The following is a 16,707-nucleotide window of genomic DNA, read 5'->3' as shown; positions in this document are numbered from 1 at the left end:
GAAGCGCCGCTCGCCCCCCCACGACTTCATGAGGACTCCCATGCGCCTGATTCGCATGTTGCTGTTGCCCGTACTGGCCTTGTCTACTTTGTCGGCTCACGCCGGTGAAAAGGACGTGGCTCGCTTGACCCAATTGCTTGGCGGCTCCCAGACCCTGACGGCACGTTTCTCCCAGTTGACCCTCGATGGCAGTGGCACCCAATTGCAGGAAACCGCTGGCGACATGGCCCTGCAGCGGCCGGGCCTGTTCTACTGGCACACTGACGCGCCAGCCGAACAATTGATGGTCTCCGACGGCAAGAAAGTCTCCCTGTGGGACCCGGACCTGGAGCAGGTGACCATCAAGACCCTCGACCAGCGCCTGACCCAGACGCCGGCGCTGCTGCTCTCCGGGGACATCTCCGAGATCAGCCAGAGCTTCGACATCACCTCCAAGGAGGCCGGTGGCGTGATTGACTTCACCCTCAAGCCCAAGACCAAGGACAGCCTGTTCGACAGCCTGCGCCTGTCGTTCCGCAACGGCCTGGTCAACGACATGCAGTTGATCGACAGCGTCGGCCAGCGCACCAACATCCTGTTCACCGGGGTCAAGGCCAACGAGCCGATCGCCGCGTCCAAGTTCAAGTTCGACATCCCCAAGGGTGCCGATGTGATCCAGGAATAACCCCTGTCCCCTGTGGGAGCGAGCTTGCTCGCGATAGCGTCGGATCAGTTGGAATTGATGCGACTGACACACCGCTATCGTCGGATCGCCGCCCGGAGCAAGCTCGCTCCCACAATGGATTGTGGTGTTCAATTGTTTAACTGATCGGCAACAGGACCCAGCGGAGGTTTTGTAGTAATCATGGACCTGTTTCGAAGCGCCCCGATTGCCCAGCCACTGGCGGCCCGCCTGCGCGCGACCAACCTGGATGAGTACGTCGGCCAGGAACATGTGCTCGCCCGCGGCAAGCCTCTGCGCGAGGCCCTGGAGCAGGGTGCCTTGCACTCGATGATTTTCTGGGGCCCCCCGGGTGTGGGCAAGACCACCCTGGCGCGGCTGCTGGCGGAAGTCTCGGACGCTCACTTCGAAACGGTGTCGGCAGTGCTGGCCGGGGTCAAGGAAATCCGCCAGGCGGTGGAAGTGGCCAAGCAGCAGGCTGGGCAGTACGGCAAGCGCACGATCCTGTTCGTCGACGAAGTGCACCGGTTCAACAAGTCCCAGCAGGACGCATTCCTGCCCTACGTCGAAGACGGCACGCTGATTTTTATCGGTGCCACTACCGAAAACCCTTCGTTCGAACTCAACAACGCGTTGCTCTCGCGGGCACGGGTCTATGTGCTCAAGAGCCTCGACGAGACGGCGATGCGCAAGCTGGTGCATCGGGCGCTGACCGAGGAGCGCGGCCTGGGCAAGCGGCATTTGAGCCTCAGCGATGAAGGCTTCCAGATCCTGTTTTCAGCCGCCGATGGCGATGGCCGGCGTTTGCTCAACCTGCTGGAAAACGCCTCGGACCTGGCCGAAGACGACAGTGAGATTGGCGTCGAGCTGCTGCAAAGCCTGCTGGGCGATACCCGGCGCCGCTTCGACAAGGGCGGCGAGGCCTTCTACGACCAGATTTCGGCACTGCACAAATCCATTCGCGGTTCCAACCCCGACGCGGCCCTGTACTGGTTTGCGCGCATGATCGATGGCGGTTGCGATCCGCTGTACCTGGCACGGCGCGTCGTGCGCATGGCCAGCGAAGACATCGGCAATGCCGATCCCCGGGCCCTGAGCCTGTGCCTGGCGGCGTGGGACGTGCAGGAGCGCCTCGGCAGCCCGGAAGGTGAGCTCGCCGTGGCCCAGGCCATCACTTACCTGGCCTGTGCGCCGAAAAGCAACGCCGTGTACATGGGGTTCAAGGCGGCGATGCGCAGCGCCACTGAGCACGGCTCTCTCGAAGTGCCGCTGCACCTGCGCAACGCGCCGACCAAGCTCATGAAGCAACTGGGCTATGGCGAAGAATACCGTTATGCCCATGACGAACCGGACGCCTATGCCGCCGGCGAAGATTATTTCCCCGATGAACTCGAACCCCAGCGCTTCTACCAGCCGGTGCCCCGGGGCCTTGAACTGAAGATCGGCGAGAAGCTCAACCACTTGGCACAACTGGATCGCCTGAGTCCACGACAGCGGAGAAAACCTTGATCCCCCTGATACTTGCTGTTTCCGCTGGCGGCGTCGCCGGCACGCTGCTGCGTTTTGCCACGGGCAACTGGATCAACGCAAATTGGCCCCGGCACTTCTATACCGCGACGCTGGCCGTTAATATCGTGGGCTGTCTGCTGATCGGCGTTCTATACGGTCTGTTTTTGATTCGCCCGGAAGTGCCCATCGAGGTGCGGGCCGGGCTGATGGTTGGCTTTCTCGGCGGCCTGACGACTTTTTCATCCTTTTCACTGGATACGGTGCGCCTGCTGGAAAGCGGGCAGGTGCCGCTGGCCCTGGGCTATGCGGCCATCAGCGTATTCGGCGGGCTGCTCGCCACCTGGGCCGGCCTGTCCTTGACCAAACTTTGATAACGAGAGACCGACATGCTCGATTCCAAACTGTTACGTAGCAACCTCCAGGACGTAGCGGACCGCCTGGCTTCCCGTGGCTTTGCCCTGGATGTCGCGCGCATCGAAGCGCTGGAAGAACAGCGCAAGACCGTCCAGACCCGCACCGAAGCCCTGCAGGCTGAACGTAACGCGCGCTCCAAGTCCATCGGCCAGGCCAAGCAGCGTGGCGAAGACATCGCGCCGCTGATGGCCGATGTCGAGCGCATGGCGGGCGAATTGAGCGCGGGCAAGGTCGAGCTGGACGCGATCCAGACCGAGCTGGATTCGATCCTGCTGGGCATCCCGAACCTGCCTCACGAATCGGTGCCGGTCGGTGAAGACGAAGACGGCAACGTCGAAGTGCGCCGCTGGGGCACGCCGACAACTTTCGATTTCCCGGTTCAGGACCACGTGGCCCTGGGCGAGAAGTTCGGCTGGCTGGACTTCGAAACCGCCGCCAAGCTGTCGGGCGCCCGTTTTGCCCTGTTGCGCGGGCCGATCGCGCGTCTGCATCGGGCCCTGGCGCAGTTCATGATCAACCTGCACGTCACCGAGCACGGCTACGAAGAAGCCTACACCCCGTACCTGGTCCAGGCCCCGGCGCTGCAAGGCACTGGTCAGTTGCCGAAGTTCGAGGAAGACCTGTTCAAGATCAGCCGCGACGGCGAGGCCGACCTGTACCTGATCCCGACCGCCGAAGTGTCGCTGACCAACATCGTGGCCGGCGAGATCGTCGACGCCAAGCAACTGCCGATCAAGTTCGTCGCCCACACGCCGTGTTTCCGCAGTGAAGCCGGGGCGTCGGGCCGTGATACCCGCGGCATGATCCGCCAGCACCAGTTCGACAAGGTCGAGATGGTCCAGATTGTCGAACCGTCGAAATCCATGGAAGCGCTGGAGAGCCTGACCGCCAACGCCGAGAAGGTCCTGCAATTGCTGGAACTGCCGTATCGCACCCTGGCGCTGTGCACCGGCGACATGGGCTTCAGCGCGGTCAAGACCTACGACCTGGAAGTCTGGATTCCGAGCCAGGACAAGTACCGCGAGATTTCGTCGTGCTCCAACTGCGGCGACTTCCAGGCCCGCCGCATGCAGGCGCGTTTCCGCAACCCGGAAACCGGCAAGCCGGAACTGGTCCACACCCTCAATGGCTCCGGCCTGGCGGTGGGGCGTACCCTGGTGGCAGTGCTGGAGAACTACCAGCAGGCCGACGGTTCGATCCGTGTGCCCGAGGTGTTGAAACCCTACATGGGCGGCATCGAGGTCATCGGCTAAATGGACTATTTGCCACTGTTCCACAACCTGCGCGGCAGCCGCGTGCTGGTGGTCGGCGGCGGGGAGATTGCCTTGCGCAAGTCCCGCCTGCTGGCCGATGCCGGCGCGTTGTTGCGGGTGGTCGCACCCGACATCGAGCCGCAGTTGCGGGAACTGGTCAGTGGCAGCGGCGGTGAGTGTGTCCAGCGCGGTTACCTTGAGACGGATCTGGACGGTTGCGGGCTGATCATTGCCGCCACCGATGACGAACCACTCAATGCCCAGGTCTCGGCCGACGCCCACAAGCGTTGCGTGCCGGTCAACGTGGTGGACGCGCCGGCCTTGTGCAGCGTGATCTTCCCGGCGATCGTCGATCGCTCGCCCTTGGTGATCGCGGTGTCCAGTGGCGGCGACGCGCCGGTGCTGGCGCGGCTGATCCGGGCCAAGCTGGAAACCTGGATTCCTTCGACCTACGGGCAACTGGCCGGACTGGCGGCGCGTTTTCGCAATCAGGTCAAGCAACTGTTTCCCGATGTCCAGCAGCGCCGGGCGTTCTGGGAAGAGGTGTTCCAAGGCCCTATCGCTGACCGCCAACTGGCCGGGCAGGGCGGCGAAGCCGAGCGCTTGCTGCGGGAAAAGATCGACGGCCAGGCGCCGAACGCGCCGGGCGAAGTCTATCTGGTGGGGGCCGGGCCAGGTGATCCGGACTTGCTGACTTTCCGCGCCTTGCGCTTGATGCAGCAGGCGGACGTGGTGCTGTACGACCGCCTGGTGGCGCCGGCGATCCTGGAACTGTGCCGGCGTGATGCCGAGCGCATCTACGTTGGCAAGCGTCGCTCCGAACACGCCGTGCCCCAGGACCAGATCAACCAGCAATTGGTGGACTTGGCCCGTCAGGGCAAGCGCGTGGTGCGGTTGAAGGGCGGCGATCCGTTCATCTTCGGTCGCGGCGGTGAAGAGATCGAAGAGCTGGCGGCCCATGGCATCCCGTTCCAGGTCGTCCCGGGTATTACTGCCGCCAGTGGTTGCGCGGCTTACGCCGGGATCCCGCTGACCCATCGCGACTACGCCCAATCGGTGCGTTTCATCACCGGCCATCTCAAGGATGGCACCAGTGACTTGCCGTGGGCCGACTTGGTGTCGCCGGCTCAGACGCTGGTGTTCTATATGGGATTGGTGGGGCTGCCAGTGATCTGCGACGAGCTGATCAAGCACGGTCGCGCGGCGGATACGCCAGCGGCGTTGATCCAGCAGGGCACCACGTCGAACCAGCGGGTCTTTACCGGCACTTTGGCGGACTTGCCACGGCTGGTGGCCGAGCATGAGGTGCATGCGCCGACGCTGGTGATCGTTGGGGAAGTGGTGCAGTTGCGCGAGAAACTGGCTTGGTTCGAAGGGGCTCAGGGGCAGGTCTAGGAAGACCGAGTCGCCCCGATCGCGAGCAAGCTCGCTCCCACATTGGACTGTATTCAAACATGGCCCACTGTGGGAGCGAGCTTGCTCGCGATGAGGCCCTCAAATACAGCGAGATCCAGAATCCAGAATCCAGAATCCAGAATCCAGAATCCAGAATCCAGAATCCAGAATCCAGAATCAAGCACCAGCCCCACGCCAAATCCCTTTCCCACTCAACCTTTCCCGATCATGGGCAACCGTGAAATCCTGCTTCGGCCCCTTGGGCACGATCCCATTGGGGTTGATGGTCTTGTGGCTGCCGTAGTAGTGGCCCTGGATATGGGTGAAGTCCACGGTATCGGCAATGCCCGGCCACTGGTACAGCTCCCGCAGCCAGTTCGACAGGTTCGGATAATCGGCGATGCGCCGCAGGTTGCATTTGAAGTGACCGAAATACACCGCGTCGAAACGGATGATCGTGGTGAACAGGCGGATATCCGCTTCGGTCAGGTATTCGCCAGCCAAGTAGCGTTTGGTCGCAAGCAAGGTCTCCAGCCGGTCCAGTTCGGCAAATAAAACGTCGAACGCTTCTTCGTAGGCCCCTTGGGTGGTGGCGAACCCGGCGCGATACACGCCGTTGTTGACCGCCGGGTAGATCTGCTCGTTCAAGGCATCGATATCGCGACGCAGGTGCTCGGGATACAGGTCCAGGTCGTTGCCCGTCAAACCATCGAAGGCACTGTTGAACATGCGGATGATTTCCGCCGATTCGTTGTTGACGATGCGCTGCTGGCGTTTGTCCCACAGCGCCGGCACGGTGACGCGGCCGGTGTAGTCCGGCGTGTCGGCGGTGTAGCGCTGATGCAGGAATTGCAGGTTGTCGAGCTTGTCGCCGGTGGAGCCGTGGTCCTTGTCAAAGGTCCAGCCGTTTTCCAGCATCAGGTAGCTGACCACCGAGACATCGATCAGCGCCTCCAGGCCCTTGAGTTTGCGCACGATCAACGTGCGGTGGGCCCAGGGGCAGGCCAGGGAGACATACAAATGGTAGCGCCCGGCCTCGGCGGCAAAGCCGCTCTCGCCCGAGGGGCCGGCGCTGCCGTCGGCGGTGACCCAATGACGGCGCTGCGCCTGTTCGCGCTGGAAGGTGCCGTCCTTGCTTTCATACCACTGGTCCTGCCAGCGGCCCTTGACCAACAAACCCATCTGGATGTCCTCGCTCAATAATCATTGGAGACGAGTCTATTCCCATAGGTTCGAACTAAAAGCGCAAAGGTTGGGCGTTAATGATCGGTTAAATCGAACGATCCCGAGTGTCCCAATACTGCCGGGCTTTATCGAACGCTTCTTCGCGAGCCAGGCCCAAGCCGCGCAAGGCCAGTGCCATGGTGGCGATCAGCGCCAGTTGCGGGTAGCTGTCCTCGACGTCACCACGCCAGATCGCCTTCAAATGCTCGGGCTCGAGGCTCTCCGGTTTGACATGGCGCTGCTCGGACAGGCGTGGCCATTCTTCGTCCCAACTGGCGCCGCCGGCGGTGCCGTACAGGTGGCTGTCGGCGTCCGGGTTGATCTCGATTTCGCCGCCGTCGCCCTTGATCACGATGGCGGTGTCACCGAGCAAGCCGCTGGCATCGCGATGCACGGCCTGGTAGCCCGGATGGAAGATGCTTTGCAAGCCACAACGGGCGGCCAGTGGGTTGAGAATCCGGGCCAGGGAATGGATCGGCGAGCGCAGGCCCAAGGTGTTGCGCAGGTCGATCATTCGCTGCATTTGCGGCGCCCAGTCCACCAGTGGCATGAAGGCCAGGCCGCCGTTGTCCAGCGCGCTGCCGACCTGTTGCCAATCCCGGCACAGCGGGATCTGCAGCAAGCCCAGCAATTGTTCGGTGTAGAGGCGACCGGCCGTGTGGGCGCCGCCGCCGTGCATGAAAATTCGCACGCCGTTCTGCCCCAGGCACTTGGCCGCTAGCAGGTACCACGGCAAATGGCGCTTCTTGCCGGCGTAGGTCGGCCAGTCGAGGTCCACCGTCAACGCCGGGACCACCAGGCGTTCACGCAGGGCTTCGGTAAAGCCGGCCATTTCCTCGGCGCTTTCTTCCTTGTGCCGCAGCAGCATCAGGAAGGCGCCCAGTTGGGTGTCCTCGACCTTTTCATCGAGCACCATGCCCATGGCTTCGCGGGCTTCTTCGCGGGTCAGGTTGCGGGCGCCGCGCTTGCCTTTGCCAAGGATGCGCACGAACTGGGCGAACGGGTGTTCGGCCGGGGTCTCGAGGGTTAGTGCAGGAAAGTCGGTCATAAACAATTCGTCGGTTTGGGCAGGCCCGCCAGCTTGGCGGCGAGTTTGGCGGGAGTGCCTTTGAACAATCGGTTCAGGTGCAGGCTGTTGCCTTTGTCGGCCCCCAGTTTCAGCGCCGTGTACTTGATCAGCGGCCGGGTCGCGGGGGAGAGCTGGAATTCGTCGTAGAAACCACGCAGCAGTTCGAGGATTTCCCAGTGTTCGGGACTCAACTCGATGTTCTCGGCGCTGGCCAGGGCCGTGGCGACTTCGGCCGACCAGTCGTCCAGGTCGGCCAGGTAGCCGTCCTTGTCCAGCGCGATGGCGCGGTCGCCCACGTTCAGCGTGTTCATAGCCAGGTGTTGACCTTGTCGTGCTCGATCGATAGCTCGACGAAACCTGAGTAGTCGATGGCTTCGGCCCAGTCTGGCGTGTCCAGGGCGCGGGCCTGGAGATCCTCGGCGAGCACGAACAGGTTCACGCCGGCGGCCTGTAGCACTGCAAACGGTGGGCTGCCCGGTTGCAACGCGTACGTCGCGTCGCCGCACAGCAGCAGCGCATCCTGATTGCCCAACACCCGCAGGCAACTGGCGAGGCGGTTATCGCCAAAGGGCGAATGAGACAACACATGCAAAGTCGACATCAGAGGGTGATCACCTGGTCGTAACGGTCGATGAGCGCGGCGATGTCCGGCGCGCTCAGTACTTTCACCTCGCCCAGCGCCAGGGCAGCGCTGGCAACGCCGCGTTCGGCGGCGCTGTCGGCGCAGAGGAACAGGTCTTCGACGCCGAACATCGGCAACGCCTGCAGGTTGGCGCTCAGGTCTTTTTGCTGGACCGCCTTGGCGTTTTGGCCGGCGGTGAGCTGGAACACGCCGTCATCGAGAAACAGCAGGCCGATGGGCAGGTCGAACGCACCGCCGGCCAGGACGATGTCCAGGGCTTCACGGGCGCCGGGGCCGGACCAGGGGGCCTGGCGACTGATCAGCAATAAAGACTTGGCCATCACGCGCCTCCAAAACAGATCAAGCGGTCGGCGTCCTGGATCGCATCGTGCAACTGGCCCAGCCCGGACAAGGCCCAGGGCGCTTCGACACTGGCCGCCGCACGCTGGTAGCGCTGGGCTTCTTCCTCGTTCAACACGCCACGACGCAACGCCGCCGCGATGCAGACCACGCCGTCGAGCTGGTTGTCGCTGACGAATGCGCGCCACTGTTGGGGCAGGTCCTGTTCGTCCTGAGGCGTGACGACGCTCGCGCAGGCGTTATAGACGCCGTCCTGATAGAAAAACAGCCGCACGATCTCATGCCCACCTGCCAGCGCCGCCTGGGCAAACAGCAAGGCACGGCGCGAGGAGGGCGCATGGGCGGCGGAAAACAGCGCAATGGCGAACTTCATGACAGACCCGATCAGCAAAACTGCGGCCATGATAAAGCTTTATGGGCGGTGGGGCGATTGCCAGGAGATTCAACACAAAGGGGCATGCTTTGGATACTTTGTGGCGAGGGGATTTATCCCCGTTGGGTCGCGTAGCGGCCCCTCTTTCAGCCACCGTGGCCTGTCTGATACACCGCATTGACGGGTCGAGGGGCTGCTTGCAGCCCCGCGGGGATAAATCCCCTCGCCACAGGTGGTCTGCCAGTCCCCGGTCCAAACAGTAGTATTCAATCCATTCGAGCTACTGCTTGAGCCCATGCAACTGGCAATACTCCGCCCACTCCATTCCCGCCATCTCCGCCACTTCCCTGTGCACCTCCAGGCGTTGGGCCTGGTACTCCTCGGGCGAGGGGGCGGTCAACTGCAAAGTCAGTTCCCAGGCAAACAGGCCCAGGCGCTCGGCCTCGGCTTCGAACGCTTCGTGCAAGCGCTCGGCGCGGTACTGCGCGGCGGTCTCGCCCTTGGCCTGGGCCAGCAGCGGGTTGAGGTGGTCCAGCTCGTGGCGCAGTTCGGGGCGCTCATCGAGAAACTTTGCCAGGGCCCGTTCGTGTTGCTGTTCGGTTGCCGCCATGGTCACTCCTTGGGGGATGCAGACTGCTTCTTGCTGGATTTGGCCGCAGCCGCCAGGCATTCGAGGGCGAATTGTTCGGTGTAGGTCATCTGGATCGGCGTGGTTTCGCCCTTGACGGTGCGTTCGCCGTCGAGGATGTAGCGAATCCGTTTGTCGGTGACGCCGATTCGCTTGGCGATCCACGAAGGTGTCTGGCCGATCTGGCTGATCAGTTTGTCGGCATATTCCGGGGTGGGCTTGTAGAACTCGGCGTTGGGGGTCATGGGGGTTCCGCGTGGCTGGTGGCGATGGCGCGACAGATTGCGTGAATCGGTGCCCGCTGTCGCGGGTAAATTTCAGTAAAGCAGCACGATGGCTCGGGTCGCAGTGCTACAGTCCGTTTTTTTCTCGATGAGTGAACGCAATGCGAATGTTGACGGTGGCCCTGGCCGCCACTTTGCTGGTCGGCTGCGCGGGTTCGGCGATGAACGAGGCTCGGACCCAGGCCCCTTACAAGACCCTGACCTCGGACAAGCCGGAGCAGGTCGTGGCCCAGTGCGTGCAGTTTTCCTGGCAGGACGAAGCGGTATTCGGTGTCGATGCCGGCGCCTACCTGCAACCGGGTAAGAAAGGTGGCTCTACGGTCTACACCCGCTCCGCCGAATCGTTTGTCGATCTGCACGCCGGTGCGACGGGCACCGAGTTGAGTTATTACGCCAAGCATGACGACTTCGTGGCCAAGCGCCGATTGGCGGCGTTGGCGACTTGCTTGTAAGCAGCTCGCACTAACGCCCCGGATCCTATGTGGGAGCGAGCTTGCTCGCGATAGCGGCGGGTCAGACGACAGAAATGTTGACCGTTAAATGGCTATCGCGAGCAAGCTCGCTCCCACAGGGCTGCGCCTCAAGCAGTGTCCAGGCGCTTCTGGAAGAAGAAGTGTTGGTGGCCTGGCGGGTAGTCGTCGATCAGGCCGCACTCGGTGAAGCCGTGTCTGCGGTAGAACTCTGGGGCCTGGAAGTCGAAGGTGTCCAGCCAGATGCCCACGCAGTTTTTCTCCCGGGCCAGTGCTTCGGCCATCTGCATCAGGGTCGAGCCGGTGCCCTGGCCCCGGGCCTGTTCCGGCACCACTAGCAGTTCGATATACAGCCAGCGAAAAAACACTCGGCTGTAAAGCCCTCCGACAATTTCGTCCTGTTCGTCCCGCACCAGCCAGGCCACCAGTTCAGGCACCGTCCCGCCAGTCTTGGCGGTGTTATAGGCACGAAGCGGGGCGAGGATGGCTTGGCGTTCTTCGTCGGTGGGCGTGTCCGTGCGTTCGATTCGTAGCGTCATCGGCGATGTCCCTATTGAGTCAAGATCAAGCGCAAGAGCCTATCCCAAAGGCTGCCGTGACGTCATCCGGTCGGCGGGGAAACAGGCGCATTACGCAAACCAGGCCATACTGCCTAATGCTTTTGAAGCGATCCCTATCCCAAAAAACAAGAAGAGACCGACTCATGAAGTTCGAATCCTTGGTCCGGACCCTCATCGCGACGTCACTGACCCTCGGTTGTTTATCGACGTACGCCGCTTCCCTGGCACCGGTGGCGGCCGAGAACGGCATGGTGGTCACCGCCCAGCACCTGGCGACCCATGTGGGTGTCGATGTACTCAAGAACGGCGGCAATGCCGTGGATGCGGCGGTGGCGGTGGGCTATGCCCTGGCGGTGGTGTATCCGGCGGCGGGCAACCTGGGCGGGGGTGGTTTCATGACCCTGCAATTGGCCGACGGTCGCAAGACGTTCCTGGATTTCCGCGAAAAGGCCCCCCTGGCCGCCACCGCCAACATGTACCTGGACAAGGACGGCAACGTCGTGCCCGAACTCAGCACCCGCGGCCACCTGGCGGTCGGCGTGCCCGGCACTGTTTCCGGCATGGAGCTGGCGTTGAGCAAGTACGGCAGCAAACCGCGGGCGGAATTGATCGCCCCGGCCATCAAGTTCGCCGAGGAAGGCTTCGCCCTGGAGCAGGGTGATGTCGATCTGCTGGAAACCGCCACCGATGTGTTCAAGAAGGACATGCGCGACTCCGGTGCGATCTTCCTGCACAACGGTGAGCCCATGCAGGTCGGCCAGAAGCTGGTGCAAAAAGACCTCGCCAAGACTCTGCGGGAAATCTCCGCCAAGGGTGCCGACGGTTTCTACAAGGGCTGGGTCGCCGATGCCCTGGTCACCTCCAGCCAGGCCAACAAAGGCATCATCACCCAGGCCGACCTGGACAAGTACAAGACCCGCGAGCTCGCCCCGGTGGAGTGCGACTACCGTGGCTACCACATCATCTCGGCGCCGCCGCCCAGTTCCGGCGGGGTGGTGCTGTGCCAGATCATGAACATCCTCGATGGCTACCCGATGAAGGACCTGGGGTTCCATTCGGCCCAGGGCATGCACTATCAGATCGAAGCCATGCGCCACGCCTACGTGGACCGCAACAGCTATCTGGGTGATCCGGATTTCGTGAAGAACCCCATCGACCATCTGCTGGACAAGCACTACGCCGCCAAGCTGCGGGCCGCGATCGAGCCGCAAAAAGCCGGCGACTCGCAGAAAATCAAGCCCGGCGTGGCGCCCCATGAGGGCAGCAACACCACCCATTACTCTATCGTCGACAAGTGGGGCAATGCCGTTTCGGTCACCTACACCCTGAACGACTGGTTCGGCGCCGGTGTCATGGCGAGCAAGACCGGTGTGATCCTCAACGATGAGATGGACGACTTCACCGCCAAGGTCGGTGTGCCCAACATGTATGGCCTGGTGCAGGGCGAGGCCAACGCCATCGCGCCGGGCAAGGCACCGCTGTCATCCATGAGCCCGACCATCGTCACCAAGGACGGCAAGACGGTCATGGTGGTGGGCACCCCGGGCGGCAGCCGGATCATCACCGCTACGTTGCTGACCATCCTCAACGTGATCGACTACGGCATGAACCTCCAGGAGGCGGTCGATGCGCCGCGTTTCCACCAGCAATGGATGCCGGAGGAAACCAACCTGGAGACGTTCGCGGCCAGCCCCGATACCCAGAAGCTGCTGGAAAGCTGGGGGCACAAGTTTGCCGGCCCGCAGGACCCCAACCACATCGCCGCGATCCTGGTCGGTGCGCCGTCATTGGGCGGCAAGCCAGTGGGCAAGAACCGCTTCTACGGCGCCAACGACCCCCGTCGCAATACCGGGTTGTCGCTGGGTTACTGATGGGGTGCGCGGCTGCGACATGGTTTGAAGAGGGAAGGTCATGAACACCGCATTGCTGATTATCGATGTCCAGAACGCGCTGTGCAGCGGCGAAGAGGAATGCTTCGACAGCCAGCGCATCATCCGGACCATCAGCGACCTCGCTGCCAGGGCCAGGGCTGTCGGCCGGACGGTGATCCTGATCCAGCATGAAGAGCTGGAAGGGGCGCTGACCTACGGCGCTGCCGGCTGGCAACTGGCCGCCGGTCTGTCGACCGCGGCGGATGACCTGCGGGTGCGCAAGACCACGGCCGATGCCTTCTACCAGACCGACCTGCAACCGTTGTTGCAGGCCCGGGGCATCGACCGTCTGGTGATCTGCGGGCTGCAAACCGACTATTGCATCAATGCCACCGTGCGTCAGGCCCATGCCCTGGGGTACGACGTGGTCCTGGCGGCCGATGCCCACTCCACCGTGGACAACGGCAGCATGGCGGCCGAGCAGATCATCGCCAACCACAACAGCCGGCTGGGGCGGCTGAGCAGTGCGGTGTCGCGGATTGATGTAACGCCGGCTGCTGAAATCCGCTTGTAGCCGATACTCACTGTTTGGGCTGGAGCAGGAGACCTATGGCTCAGCGTCGAGGATGGTTTTCACGGCGCGCCAAGCACCATCGTCCAATACACCCGCGCATCGCTGCGCGAGTCGCTGGCAGACGCTGCGCCCATCTGCGTGAACATCGGGTTCATCAGGTTGGCGCAGTGTCCGGGGCTGGCGAGCCAATCGTGCAGGGCCTGGCTCGGTGAGCGTTGGCCGGCGGCGATGTTCTCGCCCAATTTACGCCCGCGAAAGCCGGCGCTCCTGGCGCGATCGGAGGTGGAGCGACCGTCCGGGTCGCGATGGGCGAAATAATTGTCCTGGGCCATCGACCGGCTGTGGCCTTGGGCGGCCGTTCCCAGTGCGGCGTTCCAGCTCAGTGGCCGAGTGGCCGCGAAGCGCTGGCGTCCGCACATCCTTGGCTTGGCCCTGGCGGCGTTGACCTGGGCCAGCAGCGTCTTGTCCGCCGAACCCACGTCGCTCATCCGCGTGCCACCCATGGGCTGCGCCAACACCAGGCGCCACTCGTCACCGACCCGATTGATGCCGATATCGGCGTACTGGTCGTCCAGCAGCGCCGCGCAATGCTCGTCCGCCAACATCTCGAAGGCCTCTTCGGCATCCCGTGCATCGGTCAGGCGGATGCTGCGCACGGCCCTGGCTTGATAGCCGGCGTCCTGCACGGTTTCCCGCAGGCCACCGCGAAAGCCGATCGGCAAAGCCAGGTTCGCACGCAGCACCAGCGGCTGCGTGGCGCGCACCGTGCGCCACTCACAACGGCGGGTCTGGCTGCGGAAGTCGTTGATGGCGTCCACCAGTTGCCTTTCGCCGCGCGCATGGGCGGGGCTGGTGAATAAGGGAAACAAGGCAAGCAGGCACAGCGAAACGAAACGGCAAGAGCGAACAAGGTGGCGCATGGGGCGAACGGCTCAAGAGAGGGAGTTGCTTTAGCGCCAAGCTTGGCGCCGATCAGCTGGAAAACCCGTGGTCGCAGGTTGGCAAGGTTTTCACGGCTGGGGTAGGACTGTGGGTTTGAAAACAAGTTTCCGGAAGGCGAAGACTATCTGCGAGCTGGCACACTCATTGTGGCGAGGGGAAAATCCCCTCGCCACAATGATTTCAGTCAGTTCAATTCGCCGTTCCAGCCACAGGCACCTTGACCCGTTCAACCTTGCGATAGGTCAGCAACACGATGCCGGTCACCACAATCGCACCGCCCATCACCTGGCCCGGGTTGAGCATCTGGTCCAGCACCAGCCAGCCGATCAGCAGTGTCGCCAACGGTTCGATGTTCATCACCGGAGCGTTGCGCGGCATGTCCAGGCGGGGCACGGAAATGAACAGCACGATGAACCCGGTGCCATAGAGCACCACCAGGGTCGCCAGGGCGAGCCAGCCAGTGCTGCTGGCCGGCAGGTCGAAACCGCCGGGCAGGGCACCGGTCAGGCCGGCGAGGTTGACGCTGCTGAACACGATGAAAATCGTCAACAGGCTGCGTACCGAACCGCGCACCTGGGACAACTTGTGGTCAGTGATCCACAGCGCGCAGGCGAACACGCAGGCGGCGCAGAAGGCCAGGCCCACCCCGAGCAACCATTGCGGGCCGACGTCCTGTCCAGAGGCTAAGCGTGCCGGCACTTCCAGCACGAATACCAGCCCCACCAGAATCATGCCCATCAACGCGGCGGTGCGCGCCGTCGGGCGTGGCCCGCCCAGCGCCCAGGTCAGCAAGGCCAGCAGGATCGGAAACACATTGGCCACCAACAAGGCCAACGCCACCGGCACTCGCGCTACGGCGGAGTACAGGCACAGGCTCTGGGCGCCGATCAACAACCCCAGGGTCAATTGCCAACGCCACGCACCGGGCGGCAGGCGCAGACGCTGGCGCTGCCAGAGCACCATCGCTGTCAACACCAGCAGCGTCCGGCCCGAGCGCAGCAGGATCGCCAGCAGCACACCGGCACCATCGTCGAAGGCAGCCCGGGCGGCGACATGGTTGCCGGCGAAGGCACAGCCCATGCACAGCAGGACGAGCACCGCGAGGTGGCGGGGTAACGGCGCGGGGGGAGCGGGTATAGCGGTGGAACGGGCCATGGCAGGTGTCTCGAAGGCGGCCGCCAAGGCAAAAGGCCTCGGACCGGCTATTTTTAGTTATTAGTTGTCGTACAACTAAAAACTTTGTACCCCATAGGGTGGTAACAGACAAGCTCCCTCGTCACATCGTATGTCTCGCACATTGTTCGGCGCTTTGCTGTACAACAATCTTGCCGCTGTGTCGTTTACAGCCTTGCCCTTTTTACGGAACAACTCATGCGCCTGGCTGATTTCATTCTCGACAATATCGAGCCGATTCTTCAGGCGTGGGAAGACTTCGCCAAAACCATCACCCCCGCGTCCATTGGCATGGATTCCATTGCCCTGCGCGACCATGCCGAACAGATGCTGCGCACCATCGCCGCCGACCTGCGCACCTCGCAAACGCGCAAGGAGGCGATTGCCAAGTCCCACGGGGAGGCGCCGGCGACCGATGCCGAAACCGCCGCCGAAACCCATGCGGTCATCCGCCAGTCCTCGGGTTTTACCGTGGAGCAAATGGTCTCCGAATACCGGGCCCTGCGCACCAGCGTGCTCATGCTCTGGATGCCGCATACGCAGTTGGACCACAAGCAGGTCATGGAGGATCTGATTCGCTTCAACGAGGCCGTGGACCAGGCCTTGGCCGAGTCTGTCGTCAGCTACTCCGGGGCGGTGGATGCGTCGCGCAACATCTTTCTCGGGATTCTCGGGCATGACCTGCGCAGCCCCTTGGGCGCGATCCTGCTAAGTTCCGAAGTGCTGCTGCGGGCGGGGGACCTGCCCGCCAAAGTCACCAAGATTTCTTCGCGCATCTACACCAGCGTCAAGCGGGCCAACAAAATAGTCGGCGATCTGTTGGATTTCACCCGTACCCAACTCGGCTCGGGTATTCCGGTGCGGCGCTTCAACGGCGATCTGGTGGCGGCCTGCGAAGGCATGGTGGAGGAGGCGCGGGCCTATCACCCGGAAAGCGAAATCCTTTTTGAAACCACCGGTCCCCTGGAGGGGCTGTTTGATCAGGCCCGCATGGAGCAGGTGTTCTCCAACCTGATCGGCAATGCCGTCCAGCATGGCGCCGAGGGCACGCCGATTACCGTTTCGTTGAGCGCTGAAGAGGATATGGCAGTGATTGCGATCAACAACCAGGGCAAGCCTATCGAGAAAGATGCCATTGCCAGCATTTTCAACCCGATGGTCCGAAATCTGCGTGAAACGCAGTACGGTTCCACGGCCGGGCTCGGACTGGGCCTGCATATTGCCTCGGCGATCGTATCGGCCCATAAGGGCACCATCGACGTGCATTCCAGGGCGCGAGTCGGAACGACCTTTACCGTTCGCATACCGCTGCACCCGGATTGATC

At 62.8% G+C, this 16,707-nt stretch carries 20 protein-coding genes; 9 read left to right on the top strand and 11 right to left on the bottom strand.

What is annotated here, in order from left to right; all coding sequences use genetic code 11:
• Positions 1-40 precede the first annotated feature (40 nt).
• The 5 genes from lolA (at position 41) to cysG (ending at position 5,232) form a co-directional block, all read left to right on the top strand.
• Positions 41-664, top strand: a complete 624-nt coding sequence (gene lolA, locus AB7M32_RS22555; protein ID WP_186710180.1) for an outer membrane lipoprotein chaperone LolA — start codon at positions 41-43, stop codon at positions 662-664.
• Between the two features lie 180 nt (positions 665-844).
• Positions 845-2,170, top strand: a complete 1,326-nt coding sequence (locus AB7M32_RS22550; protein ID WP_046064131.1) for a replication-associated recombination protein A — start codon at positions 845-847, stop codon at positions 2,168-2,170.
• Positions 2,167-2,541, top strand: coding sequence for a fluoride efflux transporter CrcB (gene crcB / locus AB7M32_RS22545; protein ID WP_018608522.1), 375 nt, complete (start codon positions 2,167-2,169; stop codon positions 2,539-2,541). Before AB7M32_RS22550 ends, crcB begins: the two co-directional genes overlap by 4 nt.
• Positions 2,542-2,556: 15 nt before the next feature.
• Entirely contained in the window at positions 2,557-3,837 is a 1,281-nt protein-coding gene (gene serS / locus AB7M32_RS22540; RefSeq protein ID WP_025213005.1) for a serine--tRNA ligase, read from the top strand.
• Positions 3,838-5,232, top strand: a complete 1,395-nt coding sequence (gene cysG, locus AB7M32_RS22535; protein ID WP_454251431.1) for a siroheme synthase CysG — start codon at positions 3,838-3,840, stop codon at positions 5,230-5,232. It begins immediately after the preceding gene.
• Between the two features lie 177 nt (positions 5,233-5,409).
• Here the strand turns inward: cysG and AB7M32_RS22530 are convergent, their stop codons facing one another.
• The 8 genes from AB7M32_RS22530 to AB7M32_RS22495 form a co-directional block, all read right to left on the bottom strand.
• Positions 5,410-6,414, bottom strand: a complete 1,005-nt coding sequence (locus AB7M32_RS22530) for a glutathione S-transferase family protein (RefSeq protein ID WP_454251430.1) — start codon at positions 6,412-6,414, stop codon at positions 5,410-5,412.
• Positions 6,415-6,502: 88 nt separating this feature from the next.
• Complete coding sequence (locus tag AB7M32_RS22525) at positions 6,503-7,504, bottom strand: glycosyl transferase family protein (RefSeq protein ID WP_454251429.1); 1,002 nt, start codon at positions 7,502-7,504, stop codon at positions 6,503-6,505.
• Entirely contained in the window at positions 7,501-7,836 is a 336-nt protein-coding gene (locus AB7M32_RS22520; protein WP_072406782.1) for a TusE/DsrC/DsvC family sulfur relay protein, read from the bottom strand. Before AB7M32_RS22520 ends, AB7M32_RS22525 begins: the two co-directional genes overlap by 4 nt.
• Positions 7,833-8,126, bottom strand: a complete 294-nt coding sequence (gene tusB, locus AB7M32_RS22515; protein WP_072406780.1) for a sulfurtransferase complex subunit TusB — start codon at positions 8,124-8,126, stop codon at positions 7,833-7,835. Before tusB ends, AB7M32_RS22520 begins: the two co-directional genes overlap by 4 nt.
• Positions 8,126-8,488: a sulfurtransferase complex subunit TusC gene (tusC, locus tag AB7M32_RS22510; RefSeq protein WP_060741571.1), complete on the bottom strand. Its 363-nt coding sequence runs from the start codon at positions 8,486-8,488 to the stop codon at positions 8,126-8,128. Before tusC ends, tusB begins: the two co-directional genes overlap by 1 nt.
• Complete coding sequence (tusD, locus tag AB7M32_RS22505) at positions 8,488-8,880, bottom strand: sulfurtransferase complex subunit TusD (RefSeq protein WP_454251428.1); 393 nt, start codon at positions 8,878-8,880, stop codon at positions 8,488-8,490. The genes tusC and tusD overlap by 1 nt, the downstream gene beginning before the upstream one ends.
• Before the next feature lie 280 nt (positions 8,881-9,160).
• Positions 9,161-9,490 (bottom strand): DUF6388 family protein, encoded by a 330-nt coding sequence (locus AB7M32_RS22500; RefSeq protein WP_454251427.1) that lies wholly within the window; start codon positions 9,488-9,490, stop codon positions 9,161-9,163.
• Positions 9,491-9,492: 2 nt separating this feature from the next.
• The gene (locus AB7M32_RS22495) at positions 9,493-9,753 is read right to left on the bottom strand and encodes a hypothetical protein (protein ID WP_454251426.1); all 261 of its coding nucleotides are present in this window, start codon (positions 9,751-9,753) and stop codon (positions 9,493-9,495) included.
• Between the two features lie 140 nt (positions 9,754-9,893).
• Between AB7M32_RS22495 and AB7M32_RS22490 the strand changes: the two genes are divergently transcribed.
• The gene (locus tag AB7M32_RS22490; RefSeq protein WP_060741574.1) at positions 9,894-10,244 is read left to right on the top strand and encodes a hypothetical protein; all 351 of its coding nucleotides are present in this window, start codon (positions 9,894-9,896) and stop codon (positions 10,242-10,244) included.
• Positions 10,245-10,372: 128 nt separating this feature from the next.
• Here AB7M32_RS22490 and AB7M32_RS22485 read toward each other — a convergent pair whose 3' ends face one another.
• Positions 10,373-10,801 (bottom strand): GNAT family N-acetyltransferase, encoded by a 429-nt coding sequence (locus AB7M32_RS22485; RefSeq protein ID WP_454251425.1) that lies wholly within the window; start codon positions 10,799-10,801, stop codon positions 10,373-10,375.
• Positions 10,802-10,965: 164 nt separating this feature from the next.
• Here AB7M32_RS22485 and ggt point away from each other — a divergent pair, with 164 nt between their 5' ends.
• Complete coding sequence (ggt, locus tag AB7M32_RS22480; protein ID WP_454251424.1) at positions 10,966-12,693, top strand: gamma-glutamyltransferase; 1,728 nt, start codon at positions 10,966-10,968, stop codon at positions 12,691-12,693.
• Positions 12,694-12,733: 40 nt separating this feature from the next.
• Positions 12,734-13,267: a cysteine hydrolase family protein gene (locus tag AB7M32_RS22475; protein ID WP_454251423.1), complete on the top strand. Its 534-nt coding sequence runs from the start codon at positions 12,734-12,736 to the stop codon at positions 13,265-13,267.
• 59 nt (positions 13,268-13,326) lie between these two features.
• On the opposite strand, the gene AB7M32_RS22470 is transcribed toward AB7M32_RS22475, so the two are convergent.
• Both AB7M32_RS22470 and AB7M32_RS22465 read right to left on the bottom strand, forming a co-directional pair.
• On the bottom strand, positions 13,327-14,187 hold the full coding sequence (locus AB7M32_RS22470) for a CAP domain-containing protein (RefSeq protein ID WP_454251422.1): 861 nt from the start codon (positions 14,185-14,187) through the stop codon (positions 13,327-13,329).
• Between the two features lie 211 nt (positions 14,188-14,398).
• Complete coding sequence (locus tag AB7M32_RS22465) at positions 14,399-15,364, bottom strand: EamA family transporter (RefSeq protein WP_454251421.1); 966 nt, start codon at positions 15,362-15,364, stop codon at positions 14,399-14,401.
• A 216-nt stretch (positions 15,365-15,580) separates the two neighbouring features.
• Here AB7M32_RS22465 and AB7M32_RS22460 point away from each other — a divergent pair, with 216 nt between their 5' ends.
• Entirely contained in the window at positions 15,581-16,705 is a 1,125-nt protein-coding gene (locus tag AB7M32_RS22460; protein WP_454251420.1) for an ATP-binding protein, read from the top strand.
• The last annotated feature ends 2 nt before the right edge of the window (positions 16,706-16,707 follow it).

The organism is Pseudomonas sp. R151218B TE3479 (assembly GCF_053629195.1).
The sequence above is the reverse complement of the archived record's forward strand: the minus strand, read 5'-3'. Positions and strand labels throughout refer to the sequence as shown.